At 43.4% G+C, this 25,379-nt stretch carries 19 protein-coding genes and 2 pseudogenes; 8 read left to right on the top strand and 13 right to left on the bottom strand.

Going from position 1 to position 25,379, the window contains the following annotated elements; all coding sequences use genetic code 11:
- Positions 1-493 precede the first annotated feature (493 nt).
- A complete protein-coding gene (gene treP, locus ABID27_RS01045; protein WP_354279625.1) occupies positions 494-2,509 on the bottom strand; it encodes a PTS system trehalose-specific EIIBC component in 2,016 nt (671 codons plus the stop codon).
- A 310-nt stretch (positions 2,510-2,819) separates the two neighbouring features.
- Here treP and treR point away from each other — a divergent pair, with 310 nt between their 5' ends.
- Positions 2,820-3,533: a trehalose operon repressor gene (gene treR / locus ABID27_RS01040; protein WP_253362651.1), complete on the top strand. Its 714-nt coding sequence runs from the start codon at positions 2,820-2,822 to the stop codon at positions 3,531-3,533.
- 61 nt (positions 3,534-3,594) lie between these two features.
- On the opposite strand, the gene sodA is transcribed toward treR, so the two are convergent.
- The 3 genes from sodA to ABID27_RS01025 form a co-directional block, all read right to left on the bottom strand.
- Positions 3,595-4,200, bottom strand: coding sequence for a superoxide dismutase SodA (gene sodA, locus ABID27_RS01035; RefSeq protein ID WP_253362649.1), 606 nt, complete (start codon positions 4,198-4,200; stop codon positions 3,595-3,597).
- A gap of 76 nt (positions 4,201-4,276) precedes the next feature.
- Positions 4,277-5,311, bottom strand: coding sequence for a DNA polymerase III subunit delta (gene holA, locus ABID27_RS01030; protein ID WP_253362647.1), 1,035 nt, complete (start codon positions 5,309-5,311; stop codon positions 4,277-4,279).
- A gap of 67 nt (positions 5,312-5,378) precedes the next feature.
- Positions 5,379-6,725 (bottom strand): D-alanyl-D-alanine carboxypeptidase family protein, encoded by a 1,347-nt coding sequence (locus ABID27_RS01025; protein ID WP_253362644.1) that lies wholly within the window; start codon positions 6,723-6,725, stop codon positions 5,379-5,381.
- Between the two features lie 198 nt (positions 6,726-6,923).
- On the opposite strand from ABID27_RS01025, the gene ABID27_RS01020 reads away from it, so the two are divergent.
- The 3 genes from ABID27_RS01020 to ABID27_RS01010 are packed head-to-tail and all read left to right on the top strand — an operon-like array spanning position 6,924 to position 9,612.
- Positions 6,924-7,517 (top strand): MptD family putative ECF transporter S component, encoded by a 594-nt coding sequence (locus tag ABID27_RS01020; protein ID WP_253362642.1) that lies wholly within the window; start codon positions 6,924-6,926, stop codon positions 7,515-7,517.
- The gene (locus tag ABID27_RS01015; RefSeq protein ID WP_253362640.1) at positions 7,514-8,212 is read left to right on the top strand and encodes an energy-coupling factor transporter transmembrane component T; all 699 of its coding nucleotides are present in this window, start codon (positions 7,514-7,516) and stop codon (positions 8,210-8,212) included. The genes ABID27_RS01020 and ABID27_RS01015 overlap by 4 nt, the downstream gene beginning before the upstream one ends.
- On the top strand, positions 8,158-9,612 hold the full coding sequence (locus tag ABID27_RS01010) for an ABC transporter ATP-binding protein (protein ID WP_354279621.1): 1,455 nt from the start codon (positions 8,158-8,160) through the stop codon (positions 9,610-9,612). Before ABID27_RS01015 ends, ABID27_RS01010 begins: the two co-directional genes overlap by 55 nt.
- 15 nt (positions 9,613-9,627) lie before the next feature.
- Here the strand turns inward: ABID27_RS01010 and ABID27_RS01005 are convergent, their stop codons facing one another.
- The gene (locus tag ABID27_RS01005; RefSeq protein ID WP_253362636.1) at positions 9,628-10,179 is read right to left on the bottom strand and encodes a TetR/AcrR family transcriptional regulator; all 552 of its coding nucleotides are present in this window, start codon (positions 10,177-10,179) and stop codon (positions 9,628-9,630) included.
- Between the two features lie 135 nt (positions 10,180-10,314).
- Between ABID27_RS01005 and ABID27_RS01000 the strand changes: the two genes are divergently transcribed.
- Positions 10,315-12,762: a YhgE/Pip family protein gene (locus ABID27_RS01000; protein WP_354279619.1), complete on the top strand. Its 2,448-nt coding sequence runs from the start codon at positions 10,315-10,317 to the stop codon at positions 12,760-12,762.
- A gap of 94 nt (positions 12,763-12,856) precedes the next feature.
- Here ABID27_RS01000 and ABID27_RS00995 read toward each other — a convergent pair whose 3' ends face one another.
- The 8 genes and pseudogenes from ABID27_RS00995 to ABID27_RS00960 form a co-directional block, all read right to left on the bottom strand.
- On the bottom strand, positions 12,857-13,576 hold the full coding sequence (locus tag ABID27_RS00995; protein WP_354279617.1) for a methyltransferase domain-containing protein: 720 nt from the start codon (positions 13,574-13,576) through the stop codon (positions 12,857-12,859).
- A gap of 59 nt (positions 13,577-13,635) precedes the next feature.
- Positions 13,636-14,571: pseudogene (locus ABID27_RS00990) on the bottom strand (LacI family DNA-binding transcriptional regulator); the annotation flags it as partial.
- A gap of 19 nt (positions 14,572-14,590) precedes the next feature.
- Positions 14,591-15,397 (bottom strand): HAD family hydrolase, encoded by an 807-nt coding sequence (locus ABID27_RS00985; RefSeq protein WP_354279615.1) that lies wholly within the window; start codon positions 15,395-15,397, stop codon positions 14,591-14,593.
- 144 nt (positions 15,398-15,541) lie between these two features.
- Positions 15,542-15,742 carry a YdeI/OmpD-associated family protein gene (locus ABID27_RS00980; protein ID WP_354279938.1) on the bottom strand — a complete coding sequence of 67 codons (201 nt, stop codon included), beginning with the start codon at positions 15,740-15,742 and terminating at the stop codon, positions 15,542-15,544.
- A gap of 314 nt (positions 15,743-16,056) precedes the next feature.
- Positions 16,057-16,547, bottom strand: a pseudogene (locus tag ABID27_RS00975) (DUF8821 family protein); the annotation flags it as partial.
- Between the two features lie 68 nt (positions 16,548-16,615).
- Positions 16,616-18,853 carry a DNA internalization-related competence protein ComEC/Rec2 gene (locus ABID27_RS00970; RefSeq protein ID WP_354279613.1) on the bottom strand — a complete coding sequence of 746 codons (2,238 nt, stop codon included), beginning with the start codon at positions 18,851-18,853 and terminating at the stop codon, positions 16,616-16,618.
- On the bottom strand, positions 18,837-19,505 hold the full coding sequence (locus tag ABID27_RS00965; RefSeq protein ID WP_253362617.1) for a helix-hairpin-helix domain-containing protein: 669 nt from the start codon (positions 19,503-19,505) through the stop codon (positions 18,837-18,839). Before ABID27_RS00965 ends, ABID27_RS00970 begins: the two co-directional genes overlap by 17 nt.
- A 55-nt stretch (positions 19,506-19,560) precedes the next feature.
- Entirely contained in the window at positions 19,561-20,310 is a 750-nt protein-coding gene (locus ABID27_RS00960) for a lysophospholipid acyltransferase family protein (protein WP_253362615.1), read from the bottom strand.
- A 98-nt stretch (positions 20,311-20,408) separates the two neighbouring features.
- Here ABID27_RS00960 and ABID27_RS00955 point away from each other — a divergent pair, with 98 nt between their 5' ends.
- The 3 genes from ABID27_RS00955 (at position 20,409) to ABID27_RS00945 (ending at position 25,295) form a co-directional block, all read left to right on the top strand.
- Complete coding sequence (locus tag ABID27_RS00955; protein WP_354279610.1) at positions 20,409-21,155, top strand: tRNA1(Val) (adenine(37)-N6)-methyltransferase; 747 nt, start codon at positions 20,409-20,411, stop codon at positions 21,153-21,155.
- Positions 21,145-21,408 (top strand): GIY-YIG nuclease family protein, encoded by a 264-nt coding sequence (locus tag ABID27_RS00950; protein ID WP_253363283.1) that lies wholly within the window; start codon positions 21,145-21,147, stop codon positions 21,406-21,408. The genes ABID27_RS00955 and ABID27_RS00950 overlap by 11 nt, the downstream gene beginning before the upstream one ends.
- Positions 21,409-21,623: 215 nt before the next feature.
- A complete protein-coding gene (locus ABID27_RS00945; RefSeq protein ID WP_354279608.1) occupies positions 21,624-25,295 on the top strand; it encodes an endo-beta-N-acetylglucosaminidase in 3,672 nt (1,223 codons plus the stop codon).
- Positions 25,296-25,379 lie beyond the last annotated feature (84 nt).

Raw genomic sequence — 25,379 nt, 5'->3', positions numbered from 1 at the left:
TTCAAAATGTTATCGATTTTGAAAATTCCATGTTGTGAGATAGTGCGGACGGAAGAAGAAATTATCCAGTGGATGATTTGAGAAATCCAGGGAATGATGAGAAAAACTTTGTTTTTCCTATCTGTCACCTCTAACAGTCTCCCAGACTGTGAGAGCAATCCTAAGATTGAGCCCCCTCACGTCTTTGTTTTAAGGCTCGGGCAAAATAAGTCCACTGGACTTATTCTCTCTCAAAAATTCCGTTATTAGTAACAGCATTGCTGTCACTAATAATTTCACTACGGCGAAAATATCAGGTTTGACTCACTTCGTTCGCTTTTCTAATTTCTAATATTCCATTATCAGATATGTAAATTAAGTTTGCTAGTTTTGATTTTTATTTGAAAATAAACTAAAGGCAGGGCTAGCTACCTTTGAACCTCTAGCTTGCACTGGAAAATGCGTCAAGTCCAGTTTTCATGGACTGGACTTGAAACAATTATATCTATCTCTATTAGAGTTTACGCGCTGTCATCAATTTTTCACCACGCTGGATAGCTCTTGGGAAATCGTGTTCAGCGATTGGCAAGAAATTATCTTGGTTAGTGATGATAACAGGTGTTTCAACTGGGTAACCAGCTGCCTTGATAGCGTCAATGTCAAAGCTAATCAATTTATCACCAGCTTTAACCTTTTCACCTTGAGCTACGTGTGCTGTAAAACCTTTACCTTCAAGGTTAACAGTATCCATACCGATGTGCATCAAGAGCTCAACACCGTCTTCTGACACCAAACCAACAGCGTGTTTAGTTGGGAAAAGAACTGAAACAGTTGCATCAACTGGAGCCACCAATTCACCTTCGCTTGGTTCGATGAGGACACCTTGTCCCATCACACCTTGAGCAAATACAGCATCTTGTGCCTGACTAAGTTCTTTCATTTCCCCAGTCAATGGGCTAATAAGAGTGACTAGAACACCTGCTTCAAGTCCAGTTTCTTCAACGACTGGTTCTTGAAGAGGAACATCAAGCACTGCATCTTCTTCCGTCTTAGCAAGAATACCTGTTTTTTTGAAGAAAATTGTCAAGAAGAATGGTACTATAACAGCTACTGCCATACAGATAAAGAAGAAGCCCATATATTTGATATTGATTGACAAGAAGCCTGGAAGGCCACCAACACCGATAGCGTTAGCTTGAATGTTGAAGGTGGTTGATAAGAAACCCGCAATCCCCGAACCAATCATACCCGCAACAAATGGGTAGATGTATTTCACGTTAACCCCAAAAAGGGCTGGTTCTGTAACACCAAGGTAGGCTGAGATAGTTGCAGGAAGAGAGATTTGTGCTTCCTTCTTATCATGACGGTGCATCCAGTAGTAACCAAGAACGGCAGAACCTTGAGCGATGTTTGACAAAGCAATCATTGGCCACAAACCAGTTGTGTGAGTGCTAGTATCCGCAATCAATTGCGTGTCGATAGCGTTAGTCATATGGTGAAGACCAGTGATAACGAATGGGGCATAAACAGCACCGAAGATTGCTCCGAAGAGCCATTTGAAGGATCCAGTCAAACCGGCAAGAACGACTGCTGAGATACCTTTACCGATAGTCCAACCAAGAGGGCCGAGCACTGTGTGGGCCAAGATAATGGCTGGCAGCAAGGACAAGAATGGTACAAAAATCATTGAAATAACTTCTGGGATACGTTTACGCCAAAAAATTTCAAGGTAAGACAAGCTGAGGCCTGCAAGGAGGGCTGGAATAACTTGTGCTTGGTAACCGATTTTATTAACTGTAAAGGAACCAAAGTCCCAAACCCAACTCTTAGCAATTTCAGCTGCTGGAGTCCCTGCTACTGCGTAAGCATTGAGCAACTGCGGTGACACCAAACAGATACCAAGAATAATACCAAGGATTTGAGTTGTTCCCATTTTACGAGTAACAGACCAAACGATACCTACTGGCAAGAAGTGGAAAATCGCTTCACCTGGAAGCCATAAGAAGGAGTTCACTCCATTCCAAAATTGTGAAACTTGGATAATCGTGTTATAAACCGGCTCACCATTTGCATCAAATACTGGCTTCCCGTCAGCCATAGCTTGGCCAAGCGATTCAAAAGGAACTCCTTCAAGAATATTACGGAAACCAAGAATCAAACCACCTACGATGATAGCTGGAATGATTGGTGTAAAGATTTCAGCCAACATGGTCAGTACGCGCTGAATTGGATGTTGATTTTGTTTGGCAGCTGACTTAGCTACTTCTTTTGACACGCCTTCAATACCTGACACGGCTACGAAGTCATTGTAGAAGATTGGCACATCGTTACCAATGATTACTTGGAACTGACCAGCATTGGTGAAAGTTCCTTTTACTGGTGCTAGACTTTCGATAGCTTTGACATCGGCTGCCTTGTCATCATTCAAGACAAAACGCATGCGAGTCGCACAGTGAGTCACTGCACTGACATTGCTCTTACCACCGATGGCATCTAGGAGGCTTTGAGCTTCTTTTTCAAATTTTCCCATCGTATTTTTCCTTATACCTTTTCATATTTTTTGCAATCACTGCTACCATAGTACACGTCTACTATCCCCCAAGAGGTTATCGACCTGTTTCATAATCTCTACAATCATTGCAAGGGACAAAGTATCAACTGGTTTTCCAGCTTAAAACAACTAAAATCATAAATGCATTTGATTTACATCTACATTGTAAGCGATGTACTATTTGTATGCAAGTTGTTTGGTGCATCTTTTCTGATTTTTTGATAAAATAAGGCGATTTGTATGCTCATTTAAAAACAAGTATGAAAACAATTGAAGGAAAGCAGAAAAAATGAAAAAATATGAAATGATTTTCAAAGAATTAGAACAAAAAATTTTAGATGAATACTACAAGGGAGGAGACTTTTTACCAACCGAAAAAGAGCTGACCATAGAGTATCAAGTTAGCCGGGATACAATCCGAAAATCTTTATCGCTACTGTCTCAAGCCGGACTCATCACCAAAGTACAAGGCTCAGGGTCACAGGTCACCCAACAAGAACATATCACCTTCCCAGTTTCCGAACTGATCAGCTATCAAGAACTTGTTAGCAGTCTAGGACTTTCTTCCAAAACCAATGTGCTCTTTTTAGAGAAAATCCGGATTGATCAAAAACTACATCAGTACACTGGCTTTCCCATTAATAGTATTGTCTGGAAGATTATTCGTCAACGATTAGTCGATGGAATAGCTACTGTTCTAGATATCGATTATTTATCTGCTCGGTTGGTTCCGCGTATGAGCAAAGAAATTGCTGAAAAATCCATCTATGCTTATTTGGAAAAAGAGCTACATCTCGAAATCGCTTTTGCGCGAAAGGATATTCTAATTGATCATGTCCATGAACAAGACAAACAATATTTGGAAATAGGAGAGGATCGCCATGTCGTTTCTATAAAATCTCAGGTTTATTTAGAAGATCAGCGACAGTTCCAATTCACTGAAAGCCGACATAAATTGGATAAGTTTCATTTCATCGACTTCTCCCGCCGTATGAAATTGTAGAAATAACTCATCCTATCATAAAACGCATATCTCATAATGGAGACATGCGTTCTTTTATTGCTTATTTCGCTGCTGCGTACAATTCAGCTACCTTATTCCAGTTGATGATATCAAAGAATGCTTTGATGTAGTTTGGACGTACGTTACGGTAGTTGAGGTAGTAAGCGTGTTCCCAAACGTCAAGTGCCAAGATTGGTTTTTTGCCTTCCATGATTGGAGTGTCTTGGTTAGCTGTTGAAACAACTTCCAATTTACCTTCTGCATTGACAACGAGCCAAGCCCAACCTGAACCAAAACGTGTTGTTGCTGCGGCTGTGAAGGCGGCCTGGAATTCTTCAAATGAACCAAATGCTTCGTTGATAGCTGCTGCTACTTCTTCTGTGATGTCTGTTTTTTCAGGTGAAAGGAGTTCCCAGAAAAGGGCATGATTCAAGTGACCACCACCGTTGTTGATGACTGCTTGGCGGATGTCTGCTGGGATAGCGTCAACATTAGCCAACAAAGCTTCTAGATCTTCACCGATTTCTGGGTGTTTTTCAAGAGCTGCATTCACATTTGCCACGTAAGTTGCATGGTGTTTATCATGGTGAAGCGTCATTGTTTCTGCATCAATAGCTGGTTCAAGAGCATCGTATGCGTACGGAAGATCTGGTAAAATAATTGCCATTTTGGTTTCCTCTTTTCATTTATATGGCTTTATTATATCGAATTCTGAGATAGCTTTCAAAACATTTGTCCGTGATTTAAACCAGGTTGGCAATCTTGAGCAAGGTCATATCAAATAGGAAATCCTTCTCGTAAACACCCGTTTTAATCTGATAGTCCGTCTTAATCAAGAGCCGCACCACTTCCTTCAAAAATCCAAGCGATAAGCCTCGTGAATCTCTCAAGGCAAACTTGACTTGGTAGGGATTGACCTTTCGCCCTTGAATATCGGATAATTCGGTGACAATCTGCTGCTCGCCCCGTCCTTCATGAGTCAGTAACTGCACCTGCAAATAGGTCCGAAATTGGGTCAACAGTACGGCTAATAACTTGATTTCATCTTCTCCTTGTAAGCGCAAGTCGCGCACCAAGCTCTGGGCCTGATTGATTTTTTTAGACAAGATAAGTTGGGTCAAGTCAAACAAGTTGTCCTGCAAGGTTTTCGGAATGGCCAGCTGAATATCCTGATGTGAAATCACAGCTCCCGCTTTGTAGGATTGCAGAAAGACTAAATTTTTTGTCATTTCAGCAAAATCAAGATTCGACTTGACCAAGAGTTCCTCAAAGACGCCAGGCTCCATCTGAATCCCCAAACGGGCTACTTCTTTTTGGAAATAATTTTTCAGGTCAGCCTCTTTCATCTCGTTGGCTTCCAAGACACGCGCATCTCGTTTGAGAATCTTGACCAAGCGGCGCTTACTATCTAATTTCCCCTGAGCGAAAATCACCAAGCGTGTGGTGTCAACAGGATTTTCCAGATAAACTTCAAATTGTTTGAGCTCATCGTCTGTCAAATAACGCTTCTTATCCGTCGTTAAATCCGCAAAATAATCCAATAGGACAATCTTCTCATCAGAGAAAAAAGGCAGCGATACCAAGTCCAAATCTACCTGAGTGTAATCCGACTCTGACATATCAAAATAGGCATAAGCCAAATCACTAGCATCAAATGCAATTTGCTTGAGAAATGCTGACTTTGCTAGTTGAAATTGACCAGGATCATCGCCCGTCAAAACAGTCACCAAGCCCAACTTTTCTTTCTTTATTGTTTGAATTTCTTCTATAATATTCATGATTTCCTCGTATTCTTGCCCTATTATATCATTTTTAGCAGCAAAAAACCGCTCATGGCGGCTTTCCTTATCTTCGATAGCGACGGCTATAAGCCGCACTTTGTGAACGACTGCGACGACGTTGTTTTGCTCTAAATTTAAAATATGCCTTCGTAAGTAAAAATAAACCAAGAGCACCTGCTACAACAATAACTACAAAGATAGGCAGAGAGAGTCTGAATTGATTGGTAGCGGGGCTAGTCCCCTTACTTGACGGTATTGTTTTAGCCGCACTTGCTGCATCTGTCGCTGCTACACCTGAAGACGGGTCAACGGTTCCTGCGATTTGCAAGAGATTTCCATTCAAAGTCAATTGAGGAGATTCGCCCGCTTTGACCAGACCGTAAAGGTTATCTTTGGTGACAATCTGCTTGCCGGCCACATCTTGCTTGCCTGCTGGTGCGATGACTTGTCGGCTGTATTCTGAAAATGTCTTATCTAAAAGCGTATTGATAAAGTAATGTCGGTAGTATTCGCCGTCTTGGTCTGACCAGTCTCCCACTCCCATGACCACGGTAATCAAGCGAATGCCATTGCGCTTGGCTGTCACGATAGCATTAAAAGCAGCACTCGGACTAGAACCTGTTTTTAATCCATCAACACCTTCATAGCCATACTGCAAGCCTGGCAAGGAATAATTATAGGCGTCAAATGTTTCTTCCAACGGTGTACCCGCCTTGACAGTGACCTTGGGATTTTTTGTAAATTCTAGCACCTTTGGGTGCTTTTTCAACAAATGGTAACTTAGAATCGCCAAATCCTTAGCAGTTGTGTCATTTGGAAATTCATGGTTGTAACCAGCTGGGGCATAGTATCCTTCAAAGGCAGAGGCAACTGCACCCGATGCATTGTTAAAATGCGTATTGGTCATTCCAAGGTCTTTGGCCGTTTTATTCATCAGGTCCAAAAAGCTAGCATCATCACCACCATGGATCAAATGAGCCAACATCAGAGTGGTTACATTGGACGATGGAACCAAAGTCATGGTCAACAACTCGCGAACAGTATAGCTTTGTCCTGCTACAATTTTATTATTACTGAGAGCATAAATCCCTGCAATCGCTTGGTCGGTCTCTGTTGCTGTTACTTGCGTATCCAGATTGATTTTTCCTGCGGTGATAGCTTCAAAGGTCAAGTAGACCACCATGGTTTTTGTCGTACTAGCTGGGTCTCGAATGGCATCTGCATTTTCTGCCCAAAGGACCTGACCGGATTCCGCATCCAGTACAATAGACGCCTTAGGAACCATGGCTTCCGTTGCTGGATAGCCTGCTTTTTGCGTCATTGTTAACAAGTCATCTTGGGCCGATACAAGACCTGTCCCTACAAAGAGACTCCAGAGCACGGTCCCCATGACAAATAATACTTTTTTCATATAGCCTCCTTTTGTGAAATCACTTTCATTTTATCATAGACAAGATGATTTTTCTAGCATTTTCAGCAAGATATCGTACATTTTGTTCATTTTCAAAGAATGAAGCGCTTCTCGTCAGAATACGTGATAAAAATGGTACAATTAAAGGGATTGAATATTTTGTAGGGAAAGCTCTGTTCCCTTTATACTGGAGGAATTATGAAACATCTACACATGAAGGATCTCATCTTAACAGGTGCCTTATCTGCTGTCTACTTTGTCGGAGTTGGACTTGGAACACTCCTAGCCTTTCTCATCACGCGTTCAGCAAGTACGGAGTTAGCTCCTGCCTTCGCTGCTCTGTTATGCGGAACCATTTACATACTTTTGATTGCCAAGATTCAAAAGTTTGGTGCCATTAGCTTGATGGGTGCTGTTATGTCCCTCTTCTTCTTCTTTTCAGGGCATTTTCTTCTCGCAGTCATCCCTAGTCTAGGTTGTGCACTGTTAGCCGACTGGATTGCAAGTCAAAAAAATTACCTCAGCTCTGGCCTTAATCTTTTATCTTATGTCATCTTTTCTTTTGGCAATCTCGGTCCTATCTTCTTGATGTGGGTTGCTCGTGACGCCTACATTGAAAAGTTACTCGAGCGCGGCAAGGATATGGACTATGTTAATCGAGTCATGATTGAATTTAATCTTGGAAATGTCAGCTATATCTGCGGCAGCATCATCTTATTTGCCATCATCGGCGGTGTCATCGGACAAAAATTAGTTGCTCGTCACTTTCTGACTTCTGGCCTCGTCAAATGAAATTAGACATTCGCAGTAAAATCCTGGTCCTCTTTCTGACCAATTGGGTCCTGCTCTATCATATTGATGGCTGGATTTATTGGTTGGAAGTTGGTCTTATCCTGCTTCTTATGACTGGACTCTACCAGCAGTGGTGCAAGGCTAGCCTCTATACTCTGTACTTTCTAGCTGCGACCTGCTATTCTTTCTTTTTACAGGAAACTTCGGGCAATGGCTGGCAGGTATTCCTATCATTTGTCTTTATCGGTCTTCGTCAGTTACTGCCTTGCTTCATGATGGGAGGGCTGATTTTGACGACTACGTCAAGCTATGAATTGCTACATGGACTCAGAAAATGGCGTCTGCCTGAGCCTCTCGTTTTGACCTTTGGGGTCATGTTGGGTTTCCTTCCGCTATTGCCTGAGCAAGCGCGACTTATTCACCAAGCACTCCGCCTCAGAGGTGTCTTTCTTAAAAAGAGGGAGTGGCTACTTCATCCATTTTTATATGGAGAATACTTGCTGATTCCCCTCCTGATGGCTACTCTTCGTAGGGCACAAGAATTAACCATGGCTCTGATGACCAAGGGCATGACAAGCACACGAAAACCACACGAATTTTTCACCAGCAAATGGAGCTGGTTAGATTGGGGGATTAGTTTATGGAGCATCGGAATGTGCCTCTACATCAGCCTATCATCACTGCTGATGCCTTGACCTTCACCTATCATCCGACCAACCAATTGGCTTGCCAAATTGATTCTCTGAAGATTTTCCCAGGAGAGTGTATCTTGGTTGTTGGTCCTTCCGGCTCTGGTAAATCAACATTTCTCAAATTACTGAACGGCCTTGCCCCTGAATATTTCGGTGGAAGCTTGTCTGGAAAACTGACCATAGCTGGTTTGGAAGTTGGTCAGGAATCTACCGACATTCTAGCTCAGCAAGTTGCCTCTGTCTTTCAACATCCGAGCAGTCAGTTTTTTCATACGATTGTGGAACATGAACTGGTTCTTCCCTGTGAGCAAAAAGAGATGCCTAGACCGGAGATTGCCAAGAAACTTCAAGAAGTATGCCAGAATTTTGAGCTGGAGAATCTCTTAAAACGCTCTATTCATACCTTGTCAGGTGGCGAACAGCAACGACTGGCGCTAGCTTGTGCCAGCATGCAGGATACGCCTATCTTGGTCCTAGACGAACCAACAGCAAACCTAGATGCAGCTGGTGCAGCCACGATTCAAACGCAAATCCAGCAACTCAAGTCCGCTGGAAAAACCATTCTCGTAGCCGAACACCGTCTGAATAACTGGATTGACCTAGCTGACCGCATCCTCTATTTTTCGGAAAGGCGACTGGAAAAGATATTCACTCGAGACAATATCCAGAAAATGTCTCCCGACCAACGAAAAAATCTAGCCTTACGTAGTCTGGATCTGACCGAAGCCAAGCAACACATTCAGCACAAAATTCACCAGTCATCCAAGCTTGAGTCTAAAAATGGACTATTTATTGAAAAACTCCCCGTTCGCACAAAAGGTCAAGCATCTGGTCTGCTTACTGAGCTTGCTGTTCCCGCTGGCACTGTCATCGGACTCGTCGGTGCAAATGGTTCTGGCAAATCCAGTCTCGCTCAGCAACTGGTCGGTCTTCGGGCGGTTCGCAATGAGAGTATCCTCTGGAATGATACTCCCCAGTCTGCGCCAGAAAGACTACAACACATGAGCCTGCTCCTCCAAGATGTCCGCCTTCAACTCTTTGCCCCGACCGTGGAACAAGAGCTCAGACTAGGAAGCACCTCTCTCGACCAGCTTGAATCGATTCGTCAGGCTTTGAAGTTAGACCATTTAATGAATCGTCATCCTGCTAGCTTGTCAGGCGGTGAACAGCAACGTCTCTTGCTGGCAACCAGCCTCCTCAGCGGAAAAGACTTCCTTATATTAGACGAACCAAGTAGCGGACTGGACTACCTTCAAATGCTGGAAGTTGCTCAACTCCTCCAACAAGCCAAACAGCACGGACAAACAATCCTCCTCATCAGTCATGATAGCGAACTTTTAGACCTCGTTTGTGATAGCATCATTGATTTAGAACAGGCACTACAAAAAAATAACCTAGCTTAAAGGCTTGGGTTATTTTTATTGTTCGTCTGTGAATCGTGGAAGCATATTGATGAGAATCTGTGTCATCTGCTCTGCTGTCTCCTTCTTCCCACGGGTAATCCACATCTGGTAAATCCCAAAAATGGCATGGCTGAGATAGACACTATTGTAGAGTTTTTCGATTGGTACCTTGTCCAAATTTGGATAGTCATCGTAAAGCTCTTTTGAAATCATGGTCTGCAATTTGTTGCGAATATAGGTCTGAATTTCCTTGGTTCCGTTCTGTGTTAATAGCGCAGCAAATAAAAACTCTCTGTCCAAAAACTCGAAAATTTCCAGCAAGGCCTTCTCTTTTTGAAATTCATTTTTATCAAAGACATATTCTAATTTGCTAAAAAGAATCTGCTGATAACGGTCTATCATTTCATATTTATCCTTGTAATGCGTATAGAAGCTAGAGCGACTAATGCCCGCAGTCTTGGCTAATTGACTGGTTGAAATCTCATCAAAACTCTGGTGTTTGAGCAAATCTACCATTGCTTGCTCGATTGCTTTTTTCGTCCGCTCTCTCCGATGATCTGTTGCCATAATTTCCCTTTCCAATTTTTTGACAATTTTATACATGATGTCCAAATACCAGTTTTAAAACTTGTTTTTTGTTCTGCTACGTGTATAATATATTCTATCATATTTTTTAAACAATGTGTCTAAAAGAGGTTAACTATGTTAGAAGAATTAAAAGGACTGCTCAAAAAGCCTATGTCCATGATTACCCTGGTCGGAGTCGCTCTGATTCCTACCCTATATAATGTTATTTTCCTATCCTCCATGTGGGACCCCTATGGAAATCTGGAAAATCTCCCCGTCGCGGTTGTCAACCAAGACCACACTGCTACCCTAGACAATAAATCCATCCACATCGGACAAGATATGGTGGACAACATGTCTAAAAACAAGAACCTGGATTTCCATTTTGTTTCTTCAACCAAGGCTGAAAAAGGATTGGAAAAAGGGGACTACTACATGGTTATTACTTTCCCAGAAGATCTTTCTGAGAAAGCTACAACTTTGATGACGAAAAATCCTCAAAAATTGACCATCACCTATCAAACCACTCAAGGTCACAGTTTCGTTTCAGCAAAAATGAGCGAATCTGCCATGGCCAAACTCAAGGAAAAAGTTTCCAAAAGCGTCACTGAGACCTACACTTCTTCCGTCTTCAAAAACATGACCAAGCTCAACTCAGGGATGAATCAAGCTGCAGATGGCGGACAACAACTCCTTGATGGGACAACCAAGCTACAAGATGGTAGCCAAACATTGACAAGTAATCTTAACACTTTGTCCTCATCTATTCAAACCTTCGCAGCAGGTGCAACTACTTTGAATAGCGGTCTTTCTACCTATACAAATGGTGTGGGAAGTCTGGCTTCCGGCTTAGGAACTCTGTCATCAGGTGTCACAGCCTATACAGACGGCGTCAGCCAATTGACAAATGGAGCGCAGACACTGGATAACAAGTCGCAAGAGCTCCTGGCTGGTATCCAGCAGCTCAAGGATGGCTCAAGCGAAATTCAAAAACTCGTCGATGGCTCCAATCGCCTATCAGCTGGTTTGCAAGAATTAGCGACAAAAGTGACTCCATCTAGTGAGCAAACAACAATTCTTGACCAAATCAAGGCTGCTCTTCCAAAAATCAACGATGGCCTACAATCCATCAATAGCCAGCTAAATGCTGGAGAAACCCCTGATACTTCAACAATTGTCACAACTCTGACTACCATTGCCGGGCAAGCTAAAACCATCCTGGCCAACAGCCAAGCGGACAAAACCGCTAGTTTGACAGCCGTCCAATCAACAACTGCTTACCAAGCTATGACAGCTGAACAACAAGCTGAAATCTCAGCTGCTATCACGAATGCTCCTTCTAGCACTGCCAGTGCAGCGCAAGCTATTTTGCAAAATGTACAAGCCATGTCTGGCTCACTACAAACTATCCAAGGACAAGTTGCTTCCTTAGGTGACTTAAAAGCAGGTATCAACCAACTTGCAACTGCCTCTAGTCAAGCACTTCCTGGTGCTGCAACAAGTATTCAGACCCTTCAAACTGGCCTATCAAGCGTCAATACTGCTGTTAACCAGCAAATGCTGCCAGGTAGCCAACAATTAGCAGCTGGTATCACGACATTACAAACCAAAGTTTCTGATGGATCTGACCGCCTATTGATAGGGGCTCGTCAGTACACAGGTGGTGTTGCCCAATTGACAAGCGGCGCTCTCACTCTACAAAGCAAATCTGACCAACTCAAGTCTGGTACAGCAAGTGCTTCAGCTGGTGCCGACAAACTCGCAAGTAACTCTGGTCAATTGACAGAGGGAGCTAACAAACTTGCTGATGGCGCTGGACAAATCGCTGACGGCTCAACCAAATTAGCCAATGGCGGTCAAACTCTGACCGATGGTTTAGCCGTTCTCAATGCAGGTACCAACAACCTCACTTCATCATTACGCGCAACTAGCGAACAGCTTTCTATCGTCTCTACAACAGATGAAAATGCAAAAACGGTTTCTAACCCTGTTACCATCAAACACCAAGACAAAGACAATGTTAAAAATAATGGTGTCGGAATGGCTCCTTACATGATGTCTGTTTCGATGATGGTTGTAGCCCTCTCAGCTAACGTTCTCTTTGCCAAAGCCTTATCTGGTCGTCATCCTGAAAATCGCTGGCAATGGGCCCGCAACAAGCTCTTCATCAATGGTACCATTGCAACTGCTGGAGCCATTATCCTCTACTTTGCAATCCGTATGATTGGTATTGAACCAAGCCACGAAGGCCTCACACTCGGCATGACACTTTTGGCTAGTTGGACACTGATGACCTTAGTAACAGCCTTGGTTGGCTGGCACAATCGCTTCGGTTCTTATGCCTCACTCATTCTCTTGCTCTTGCAACTGGGTTCTAGTGCAGGTACCTACCCAATCGAGCTCAGCCGCTCCTTCTTCCAAAAAATCCAACCTTATCTTCCAATGACCTACTCTGTATCTGGACTGAGAGAAACTATTTCGCTAACAGGAAATGTTTCTTCCCAAATGACGCACCTCGCCTGCTTCCTCGTCGGATTTATGGTACTGGCATTGTTGATCTATCGTGACCAAGAAGATTTATAAAAGAAAAAACGGAGACTTCTCCGTTTTTTCTTTGTCTACATATCAGGTGCATTGCTTACTTGAATCTGGAAATTTCTTCAGTGACAAGCCGCCCTTACATATTTCTACCAACAATGCCGTAATGAATATCGCGTACAAATGCCTGATCAACTGTTTCTAGTTCAGTTTGGAAATTAGCTGTGTCTAGCTGACTCATATCAAAATGCTGACTAATCCGACCACGCATCACATCCAAAAGCCAACCGAGGTCAGTGCCCGTTTCCTTGGTCTGAAGGACATTTTCTGAAATCAAGTGCTCAACCTGTAAATCGGGTTTTGCCATCATACCATACAGCTGACTTCCTATATGAATATGCCCACCTTCACGCGCGACCGTTTCCCAAACCATTTCTTGAGCTTGATTAAGTTGGGTAAACTGCTCATTTTTCAAACGCATACTCTCAGCATCACTCTCTTGAAAGAGCAGGATACCACCCGGCTTTAGAAATTGTCGCAAATAGGCTAGAATTTCTAGCGGATTTTTCTGATACATCAGCACGCGTCGACCGATGATAGCATCAAAGCTCGCCTTGTCAAATAGCAGAGCTGCTATATCCGCTTCTAGGTATTGAATAGGAAGGAGGCTTTCGACCCCTTTTGCCTGAGACAGAGCCCCACTATTCTGGTCTATGCCGATAAGCTGACCGTTTGCACCCAGCACTTCAGCAGCAAGACGAGTAAACTCGCCGTTCCCACACCCAACATCCAAAACACGCATACCAGGTTTTACCCCTAACTCCAGCAAACGAGTCGAAAAATCATCTCTTTGAAACATCGATTCTCCTTTTCCAGACAATAATTATAACATAAAAACTTACCTATCTAGACTTTTCGTTATCTGAAAATACATTTCGACAACAATTGCTTCTGTCCGACTTGCTTCGATAGTGCTTGTGAAAATGCCAATTTTCCAAGTTGGTAAGATTGGTGGTCTATAGTAGCCATCCCTAGCAATTTACTAGACAAAAGATTTTCCTGACCGATTAAAACTGGGCAAGGTATGTCCAAAGATTGGTAGGCCTCGCGGATACCTGCAGCTACATCATCACTGGTAGCTAAAATCCACTCCAGTCGTGGAAATTTTATCAACTCGTCTACAATGTTTAACCCGTCTTGGATATCATGTATCTGACCAAATGTCGCCAATGGCAGCTCTTCAAACACTTCTTCAAATGCTTGAGTGGCTGCTTTCCATGTGGCAGAGTCTGAATTATTCCGTGAAAAAAGTAAGACTCCCTGTGTCAACCCTTGTTGACTGACAGCTTCAAACATTTCCCGATAGGAGGGCAATCGATTTACATAAGCAGATGATAGGCTAGTTTGCTCTAGTAATTTTTCACAAAGCACAATTTGTCCATATTTTGCATAGTTTTCAATCTCGTCTATCTCAAGTGCACGTGAAGTGAAAATCAAAGCATCAATAGCTCCTTGCCGTAATTGCTCCAAATAGGAACGTTCCAATGTCCGGTGATAATCCGACGGCATCATGACCAATTGATAGTCTGATAGCTTAGCCGCGTCCAACAAACCATTGATCAAATGGGTAAAATATGGATGTCGTGTATGCGGAATGACAACTCCTACCTTGAATGTTTTTCCACGGGCTAGATCTCTTGCAACCTGATTAGGGGCAAAATCTAACTCCGACATTGCTGCAAGTACCTTTCTTCTAGTTTCAACAGATACATGTGGATGATTATTCAAAACACGAGAGACTGTTGACTTTGCAACGCCAACTTTCTTTGCTATATCACTGATAGAGGTCATTCCTGACTCCTTTCTCTCATTACTACTTCAAAAACTGATGGATGCCATACCCTACACCATCATCATCATTTGACTTGGTTACTTGATAAGCTATCGTCTTGATATCCGCCATCGCATTTTCCATAACAATCGGATACCCCACAATTTCTAGCATTGGAATGTCATTATGCCCATCTCCAAATGCGGCTGTAGTAGTCTTACTCAGCTTTTCTTTTTTGAAAATATAGTTAATTCCTTTTGACTTTTTCGCATGAGCATGGGTAATCTCTAGATAAAATTTCCCCGAGCGCTGGATACTGACCGCCTCGATGGATAAACTCTGTAAAAACTTCTCCAAAATCTGCATGGTTTCCTCCTCGAAGGTAATCATCATGATTTTGAAAATGTTTATCCCGCCTTTGAGAAAAATTGTACCATCTGTTATGAAAGTCGGTTGACACTTGGTTAATTCATATTCATAGCGGATACCTTCATCTATTTTATCACAATACCAGTTGTTCAGATCATAGTAAGAAAGACTGACAAACGGAAAATGCTTTCTCACCTGGTGCAAGATTTCCGCAGTTGTTTGTTGCTGAATAACTTCCGCATGGAGTGGTTGCACGCAGCCATTTTGCCAGCGATAAATCAACCCGCCATTAAAACCCACCTGCACATCCGATAAATCTAGCGCCTCAATCGCTTCTCTCATCTCCATAGGAGAACGCGCTGATACCAAAGTCACAGGAATTTGAGCCTGACGAATCAGGTCAGCATTGGACTTACTTACTCGTCCTTGACTATTCAGTAAAGTCCCATCCATATCCACAAAAATACGCTTGATGTTCATTTGTATTGCCTCACTTTCCATTTATGATTTCATTCTAACTGCTGGAACGCGTTCCATGTCAAGCCTTTTTTTTGATTTTTTTAACCTAAAAAGACTAGAACAACCGTTCTAATCTTTTTAGTTACTATATTTTTGTATCCTCCCTCACTTCTTCAAGGAGGCTTGGTAAAGCTGACGAGTTTTAAAACCTTTGTTCAATATGTCGACCATTTCAGCCTTCCGTTTGGTTTGAGTGGCTTCTTGCTTGGCTGAAAAGACGTAACGAGCCCAGTCTTTTTGGTAGCCCGATGTCAGACTGTCGTAAAAATTCAGAGCCGTTTGGTTTCCTACAAGTGCCTGACGAATATCCTCAATCCGCTCAGCATAATCAGCTACTTTTTTAAAAGCTGCCCGAGTGGATTTTTTTGCTTGGGATAAGCCAAGAAAAGCTGCCCATTATCCGCCAATGATTTATTTTCCAAGACCTGCTCGACGACCGATTTCATTTGTGCCAAGTCATAGACATAGGCGACAAGGAGGTCGGCTTGAGCCAGTTCAGCACTGGTAAAATCAAGCCAGCCATCAAAAGGTGACACTTCCTTGCTTGCTACTAGCACCGCTTTTTTATCAAACCGCTGTAGACCCAGCTTCTTTTCAAGACCTGTATCGGTAGTCCCTAGTAGCTTGTCCAGCCAGCGATTCATCATGCTTTGATGGTCTTTTTTGAGGGTAAAGTAAGACCCACGAATGGTGCCAGCCAGCTTGGACTTCTGACGGGCAAACTTGAACTGGTCTACCAACTCACTCGGTACTTCCATGCTGTCAGACAGCTTGAGACCAACTGCCTGCTTTTTGCGGTCATCCATATCGTACAAGATATTGATGGCTAGTCCATCCTCGTAAAATACGTGCGTCCACAGGATATGGTCCTCCAAAAACAGCTGGGAAATTTCCAGAGGCTTGACTGCGAAGGTCAAATCCCGCTCTTCTTTGAGCAAGCGGTCAATGTCTGCCATCAGGTCCGGCTTCTCGGATACAGGTGTCGTCTCGAATGCCACCTTGTATTTATTCCAAAAATAACGGGCTTCATCGGCACGCATACCGGCCAAGGCAGCGCTACTGGCGAGCTTTCAAGGCCGGCTGTGGATACTTCTTTAAAGTCGATTATCATCTATTTTCTCCATTTCTTAGATACACTATTATACAAGTTTTCTGAGAAAATGGAAAATCATTGCTACGCTACCTTACCGTCTCCAACTTCCATGTATTCCAGCCGTAGAAACGGATAGCGCCTTGTTGGTCTGTACGAAAAACAGCCATATTTTGGTCTGAAAATCGTGCCAAGGTTTCCTCATGAGGATGTTGGTAGCGATTCTTTTCTCCAGCGGAAATCAAGGCCACCTTAGCCTTAATATGGTCTAAAAATGCGGGGTCAGATGAACCTTTTGAGCCATGGTGCCCTGCCTTCAAGACGTCTACTGCCAGATCAGGATAGGCTTCAATCAACTGCTCCTCCCCCTCTTTTTCCAAATCGCCCGTGAATAAAAATCGCTTATCCAAGAGCTGCCCATACAAGACCACAGAGTCATTATTTCCACCGTCTCCTGCGCCAAAAGGATAGAGAACTTGCAAGTTGGAACCAAAAATCGAAAACTGATGACCCGCCTCAACCGCCTCTACATGAGCTCCAGTTTTTCTGAGAGTTTCTACAAAATCCGCCTTGTTCAAACTCCCCAGAGACACGTAAATCGTCCCAATCCGAAAAGCCTTACTAACAGCCAGTAAATCCCCCACATGGTCCGTATCGGTATGGGTCAAAACCAGACTATCTATCTGCCCAATACCCCGACTACGCAGATAAGGAATGAGCGTCCGCTCCGCATTGACTTCCTGATTTTTGGCCTGCCAGCCCTCCTTAGCCGCAAAACTCACCCGACCACCCACGTCAATCAACATATTTTTCCCCGTCTTATCCCGCAAAAAAATACTATCTCCCTGACCGATATCCACCACCGTTATTTCATTACTGGGAGGATTTTTTGTGAGGAAAAAAAGCAGAGCTGCACAAGCAAGTAGCCCCGGCGTCCATTTTTTCTGCCCCCACAAATCATATGTCATCCCCAGTAAGATGAGAAGCGCCAGCAAAATAGGAATATCTGGCTTGCCAAACACCAAAGGATGGGGAAAACAATCTGCCAGCGCCAGCATGATTTTTTCCAAAAAGGAAAAGAAAATATTGATCTGGGTCAAGGGATAAATGGCAGAAACCAGAAAAATAGCTGTCAGTCCAGGCAAGAGCAGACTGTCAAACAAGAAAGAAAAAACAAAGGTCAGCAGGATGGAAACCGGCTGAAAACTGTAGAAATAAAAAATCAAAACAGGCAGAACTCCTACTGACAAAGTCAGACTTTCTGTCAGTATTTTCTTGTAACCGGATAATTTTTCAAAGTCAAAAACGGTCAGTAAGAGAGCGTAAGTGAAGCTCAGCACTCCTCCTGCTGTCAAGAGGAAATGTGGGGCGATTAGAAAACAAAGCATGGTCGTTAGAGCAAGATTGTCCAGACGTGTCACGCCAAAATTCCCCACTATTTTTTGAATAAGCGAGCGGATAACCGATACCGAATAGCCTGTCAAACCTGCATAGACAAAAGAAATCGGCAACTGCAACCAGTCCACGATTTCCCGCTGCAGCCCACAACGCAGAAGCAATCGCCTAAAAAGGTCCATAAAAAAGCCAACTTGCATACCCGATAGGGCAAAAAGATGGATAATTCCCAAGCTACTGTAAATATCGCTCATCTCATCAAAATCACTATCCAGATGACCAAATAAAAGCCCGGTCATATAATGATTCATTGGGCTGGGAAAGGTCTGTTTGATATGAACCAAAGCTTGTCTACGCCAACTCGAAATCCATTCCAGAGGATTCCAGCTCCTTTGCGGAGCAATCGCCTTTATCTTTTCAATCCTAACCGTCCTGTAAATCCCTTGTGTCCACAAATAGGCAGCATAATCAAATCCATTGAAATTGCGCCTCCCAGCTGGTTTTTCCACCGTGGCTTCAACTTCTATTGACATCAATTGGGTCAGATTCTGAAAATAGGCCTGCTCTTCTTGAGTCTTTAGTTTGTAAAACACTTGATAGGTTTGCCTCCGAGACTGACCTCGAAAGGATAGGCTGTCTCCATTAACCTTAATGGTATCGGGAAGGATGACTAGTTGTGAAACTTGGTCTGGGGCAGCTGCTTCTCTTGTCAGCGCCAGCCATTTTTCACCGCCAAAAAAGAGAAGACAAAAGAGTAAAATCGGCAAGACTAGCCGCCATTTTCTTCGGTAAATGTTCAGAAATCGGATAGTTAGGCCAGCCGCTACCAGCACCGACCAGACTGAAAATCGGAAAAGGAGAAAATAATAGGCGACCAGCACAAGGGCGAGATGAATGGGGACAATTCCTGTTTTTTTAATCCACTGTGACATACGGACGAATATTTTCCAGAGTCTTGCCGCCAATCCCCGAAACTTGGTTGAGATCGTCAACGGATTTGAAGCCGCCATTAGCTTCTCGGTAGGCAATGATATCCGCCGCTCGTTTGGCTCCAATCCCTGTGATAGTCTGCAAATCAGCTTCTGTCGCTGTGTTCAAATTAACCAAATCCGTATCGGCTGATTCTGCTTCAGCGCTGCTCGTATCCGTCTTTGCCGAGCTATTCACTACCGAAATATTTTCCCCACTAGCAGCGACATAGACCACCGCTTCATCTGACACCTTTTGGGCTAGGTTAATGGACTTCTGGTCTGCATTTGCAGCAAAGCCTCCTGCTGCTGTGAGGGCATCATTTACACGTGCGCCAGCCTTTAATTCATAGAGCCCGGGTTTAGCAACGGCTCCCTTGACATCAACCAGAATGGTGCTGCTTCCCTTTTCATCTAACTTTTCCTCCTTATCCTTTTTTTGAGAGCTGGACGAACTCGTCATTTCAGTTTTAGGAACAGCTGCCACTAGAACGGATTGTTGCTCACTTTTATCCGGCTGACTAAAGACAATAAAACCTCCGACAAGCACCGCCAAACTGACCAAACCAGCCTGCCACTTGTATTCTTTGATAAATTCTAAAATTGTTTCTTGCATAAACTCCTCCTGCTTTATCTATTCGGAGAAAAAAGAAAAAAACTGGACAAAAGTCTCAGCTTTTTTCTTCTAATTTAATATCTGGATTGATGAAGAAACTGGCGATATAGCTTCCAAGGTAGGTCAGCAACAAGACCAATAATACGATAATGATAATTGGAACTCGATAGATGTAGGTCAACAGATTCAATTTTTTAGTCGTTTGATAGGAAGTCGCCAGTGCATCCAGACGATGAAATTCTGACTCAATACGGCGATTGACTTCTGCAATTCCTGCTTCATCCATGCGTTTAATATCTGAAACATCAATTGGATTGCCAAATACGACGTCCACACGTTCACCCGTCAGCAAACCTTTCAAGGCAGTTGGTCCGACATAATTGGCAGGCATGATTTTAACTTTCGCAGTCTTGGCGATAACAGCCACACCACCCTTGAGCTCGCTACTATGACGACTTCCCGATGGAAACATAACCAAAGAGCGATTGCTTTTTTTCAGCATTTTAACCGAATACTTGAGAACAGCCTGACTTGGATTTTCACGGTCAACTGGAAAGGCTCCGCACTTGCGAATCCACCAACCAAAACCACGGTTGCTGAAGAGCTCTTTTTTAGCCATAAAGATAAATTGCTTGGGTGCGGCACCAAATCCTAGGAAAATCGGATCCCAAAAATTTTTATGGGGAGCGACAAGAATATAGTTCTCGTCTTGGGGTAAAATATTTTCCTTATCATGGTAGTGAACATTGCCATTTACTACCCAGAGTAGAAAGACCAATAGATTTCTCAAAAATGAATAAAACATATACTCTCCTTTTCAAATACTCTTTATTATATCATATTTCCACTTCTTTTCAGTAATTTTCTTTCTGCTGACACACTGTCCTATGCTATAATGTTTTTATGACGAACCAAGTATTATTAGACGGAGAGCGCATTGACCAGCTCTTTTCAACAGATGTAAAAATTATTCAAAATCGCGAGGTTTTCAGCTACTCCGTGGATAGCGTCCTCCTATCTCGCTTTCCAAAATTACCTAGCCACGGGCTGATTGTAGACCTTTGTAGTGGCAACGGGGCAGTAGGACTTTTTGCCTCCACCATGACAAAAGCACGGATTGTGCAGGTAGAAATTCAGGAACGATTGGCTGATATGAATCGCAGGTCTATCGCCCTCAATCAACTAGAGGAGCAAGTGTCGGTCATCAAGGACGATCTGAGTCACCTGACCCAGCACATGGAGCGTTCACAGGTGGACCTCATTCTCTGTAATCCTCCCTATTTCAAAGTCGATGAGCAATCCAATCTTAATGAAAGCCAGCATTATCTACTGGCTCGGCACGAAATCACGACTAATCTTGACGCTATCTGCCAAACTGCGCAACAAGTTTTGAAGTCAAATGGTCGTCTGGCTATGGTCCATCGTCCAGACCGGTTTTTAGATATCCTAGAGACCATGAAAGGCTACAATTTGGCACCCAAACGGATTCAATTTGTCTATCCCAAGTCTAGTAAAGAAGCCAACATGCTCTTGATTGAGGCCATCAAAGATGGCTCCACACAAGGATTGAAAATTCTACCACCCTTGGTTGTCCACAAAGAAAATGGCGATTATACAGATGAAATCCACGAGATTTACTATGGAAAATAAGGCCTATATGTACGTGGTCGAATGCGCAGACGGCAGCCTCTACACCGGCTATACCACAGACTTAGAGCGCCGCATTCGAACACACAATGCTGGAAAAGGGGCCAAATACACCAAAACCCGCCTCCCTGTCTCCCTTCTCTACTGGAAAGAATTTGACAGCAAAAACGCCGCCATGTCCGCCGAAGCTCTCTTTAAAAAGAAAACACGACAGGCTAAGTTAGCCTACATTCAAGAACACAAAAACAGGGAATAGCCCTGTTTTTTTAGTTGCACCTCGCCCTGAAAGGGTGCATATATATATTTCCAATATAAAATACGTAATAAACTCAATATCTTTTTGCACAAACTTAACAAGACCTTCTATCGATATATATCTATTTTAGAAAGTATACTATAATTTGTATCGTAAGCGCTTACTTTTTGAAGTTTTAACTTTATGATTCCTTGATTGGAATACGGAGGATAGATATGACATTGAAAAAAATGCTCGTTTTAGGTGTGTCTAGCTTGTCATTGATTGCCTTGAACCAAGCCTTAGCCCAAGACATTCTCGCCGAAGAACATCAACCAGACCGAAGCGTCACCGCAGTTACCACTACAAAAGAAGGAGAGAAACCAGTTTCTACTGAAGAGACCTTGGCACCAGAAACCCTCTCTGAAACCACAGACGAGCCCTCTGACGTAAATGGGGGAGACAAAGATGGAGTTGATAAGGAAGAAGACAAACCCGCTTCTGCCGATGCGAAAAAAACTGAGCCGACTCCAACCGATTCAGCCACTGCTACTACCACAGATACTGCATCAAAACCAGCCGAGTCGGATAAAACTACTGAAGAAGTTATCGATGCCGAGCGAACTAGCAGCATCCGTCCTAAAGAAGTCAAATTCAAGACAAATGATGACATCTTGGATTGGCAACCAGATGCTCGTCCTGATGATGCTATCAACAAGGCCAGTGTGCCATTAGCCAAACGTGAAAAAGGAGAAATCATCAATCCGCTTGCATCTAAAGATGCGAAGGTGCAAGCTGTTTCGCTCATGAATTCAAAAAATAGCAACCACGCCTCTGTCGGTGGAGATGATTTCAAAACCTATGCCTTTGATTATTGGCAATATGTGGACAGCATGGTTTTCTGGGATGGACCCGTTCCTTCACCAGACGTCATCGATGCTGCTCACCGAAACGGAGTTCCCATTTACGGAACACTCTTCTTCAATTGGTCAGATAGCCAAGAAGACCAGGATAAAATCCTTGATTTTATAAAGGAAGACAGCGCCGGCTCTAAGACATTCCCAATTGCACGGAAAATCGTAGATATTGCAAAATATTATGGATTTGACGGCTACTTTATCAACCAGGAAACCAGCGGTTGGGGGCTAGCTGGCAAAGCTGAACAAATGCGCCAATTCATGCTCTACACTAAGGCTTATGCTAAAGAACAACACTATCCCATTGGTATCTCCTGGTATGATGCCATGTCCAATTCTGGTTACCGCAACCACATCAACGGTGTCAGCAAGGCAAATGATACCTTTGTCAAACCAGATACAAATGGTGAGCTGCCATCTGACCACTTCTTTGTGAATTTCAACTGGAGTAAATCTACCAACAATGAAACCATCGAAACCATGAAAGAACACGGACGTAATCCTTACGATGCCTATGCTGGATTGGAACTACAAAAAAGTTCTTACAAAACCTACATTAACCGTGCAGCCTTGATTGGGAAAGATAAAAAAATACTTCTCTCGCTTGGACTCTATACTCCAGATTCTATTTTGGGGCGTTCAAAAGATGGAGCGGATTACCATGAACAAGAAGGGATTTTCTGGGTCGGCGAAGGTGGCAATCCAAAAACAGCCGATGATAGCCACGAATGGTCTGCTATCGCTCGCTTTGTCGTAGATAAAACTCCTATTACAAGCCCACTTTTCAACACCTATTTCAATACTGGCCATGGTAAACAATGGTTTGTAGATGGAAAAGTCAGCAAGAAAGATAGCTGGAATTACCGTTCTATTTCAGAAGTTTTGCCAACATGGCGCTGGTGGATTGAAGCTAAAAAATCCGCTCTCAAAGGAAAATATGACTTTGACGATGCCTTAAATGGGGGAAATTCAATCCAATTTAGTGGAAAATTGGAAGAAAATAACCGCAATGACATCATGCTCTACTCCACAAACTTTACGGCAACAGATAAGACCAAGTTAAAAATTGCCCTCAAAGGCGGCCAAGGAGCCAACCTAAAAGTAGCAGTCAGCACAGCCGCAGATTATGCCAAAAATAGCTTCAAAGAATTTACCCTCACTCCTGGCCAAGACTGGACTGCTAGTGTTGTCGACCTCTCTTCTCTCGCCAATCAAAAGATTTTCGCTATCAAGCTGATTATCGCAAATAAAGAAACAACAGAGGATTTCAATTTACATGTCGGACAATTGGCCATCTATGAAAATGACCAACAGCCCGCAGCACCTGCTAGCGCTAAGGTCAAAGACCAACGTCTCGTAAATGCACAAGAAGCCGAAGCCATTGTCCAAGTCACACCAAGTGAAAAGACAGCTTACTATGAAGTCTACCAACAATATGGTGACCAGTGGCAAATCCTCACCGCTTCATCCAACCCAACTATCTATCTTAGCAAGGTGACTCGCCCAGCAGACAGCAAAGGGATGAAACAAACACTAAAAGTCATCGCAGTTGGACAAAACGGTCAACGTTCCGAAGCCACTACATTTGACTTTGACTGGACCATGGAAACAGCTGATACCAGCCTGCCAAAACCACGCGCAGAAAATGTCGTCCTCGGCGCAGTTGTCACAGGTTCTTCTCACCCAACAACAGACGGTAGCGAACAAGAAACCTCTATGCTAAACGGTACCATTACCAGCAACTCTGACAAATGGTGTATTGACGCCTACCAAGCTCACGTAGACATCAAGTTAACCACAGTCCGCACTATCAAACGCTGGGTCGTTGAACACGCCGGTGCAGGAGGCGAATCTGTAGCTGACGGTAAGATGAACACGCGCGACTTCGATCTCTATTACAAAGATATGGAAACTGGCGAATGGAAACTAGCCCATAAAGTCCGCGGCAACAAAGACCATGTAACAGACGTCCGTCTAGACAAACCCATCACCGCTCAAGAATGGCGTTTGGATGTCGTCACTCGGGACAATGGCTCACCTTGGGGCGCAATCCGGATTTACAACTGGAAAATGTACGAAGAATTTGACGATGAATCCCTCAACATCCCAATGAGTCATGCCTACGCCAAAATCATGAAAGACAACAAATTGCAAGTTGCCTTTACCGATGTGAAAAAAGGCCTGACAGTCTCTCTTTACAAAGACCGACTCGGAACTCAAAAAGTGGCTTCGATGACGACAACGGAAGATGGTCGATTGGTTATGCCTGCCATTGATACTGAAAACTTGGGGGATTTGATTTACTACCGGACCAAGGAAGAAGGAAAAGAGGAAAGCAATATTTTAGCGATCCGCTTCAGGAAAAGTAAAGAAACTCCTACTCCTGTCAAACCGGACACCCCAAAAAATACCGTCACAGCCAAAACACTTGTCGACCCTGCGACACACGTCTCGGTCCGCGTCAGCGAAGAAGACAGTTCTACTATCAATAGCCTGCGTGTCCGTCCAATTTCAGACAAGGCAAGCCTGGCAAATATGGACTATGACCTGTACGATATTGAATTACTAGATAAGGACGATCAAGTCACCAACATCCAAAAACCTGCTTTGGTGCAGCTCCCGATTGACGAAGGAAAAACAGTCGCATCTGTCTTCTATCTCTCTGAAAATGGGGAAAAAATCTCCTTGCCATTTACACAAGACGGACAAACACTGACCTTCTTTGCAGCTCATTTCAGCCAATATGGTATTGTCTATAAAACGGAGACTACGCGCACTCCAGCACAAGATACCCCTTCTGATAAAACAGATAAACCAGAAACAAAGACAACGCCACTCGCTATGAAACCTGCTGAAAAAGCTACGGTCAACCTGGTCACTTCTGAAAAAGAAAGCTTACCAAAAACAGGTAGCCAATCTAGCCTCCTCCTTTCTCTCTTAGGAGTTTTCCTCGGAATACTTGCCTTCCTCTTCAAGCGTAAAGCAGATTAGTTCACTCTCAAAGAAGTTAGAGAAAACTCTAGCTTCTTTTTAAGTAGGTGAACAAATACATATTTTATATACTTGAAAAGCAAA

The sequence above is a fragment of the Streptococcus gallinaceus genome, assembly GCF_040545695.1.
Taxonomy (GTDB): domain Bacteria; phylum Bacillota; class Bacilli; order Lactobacillales; family Streptococcaceae; genus Streptococcus; species Streptococcus gallinaceus.
This window is presented reverse-complemented; position numbering and strand designations above follow the sequence as displayed.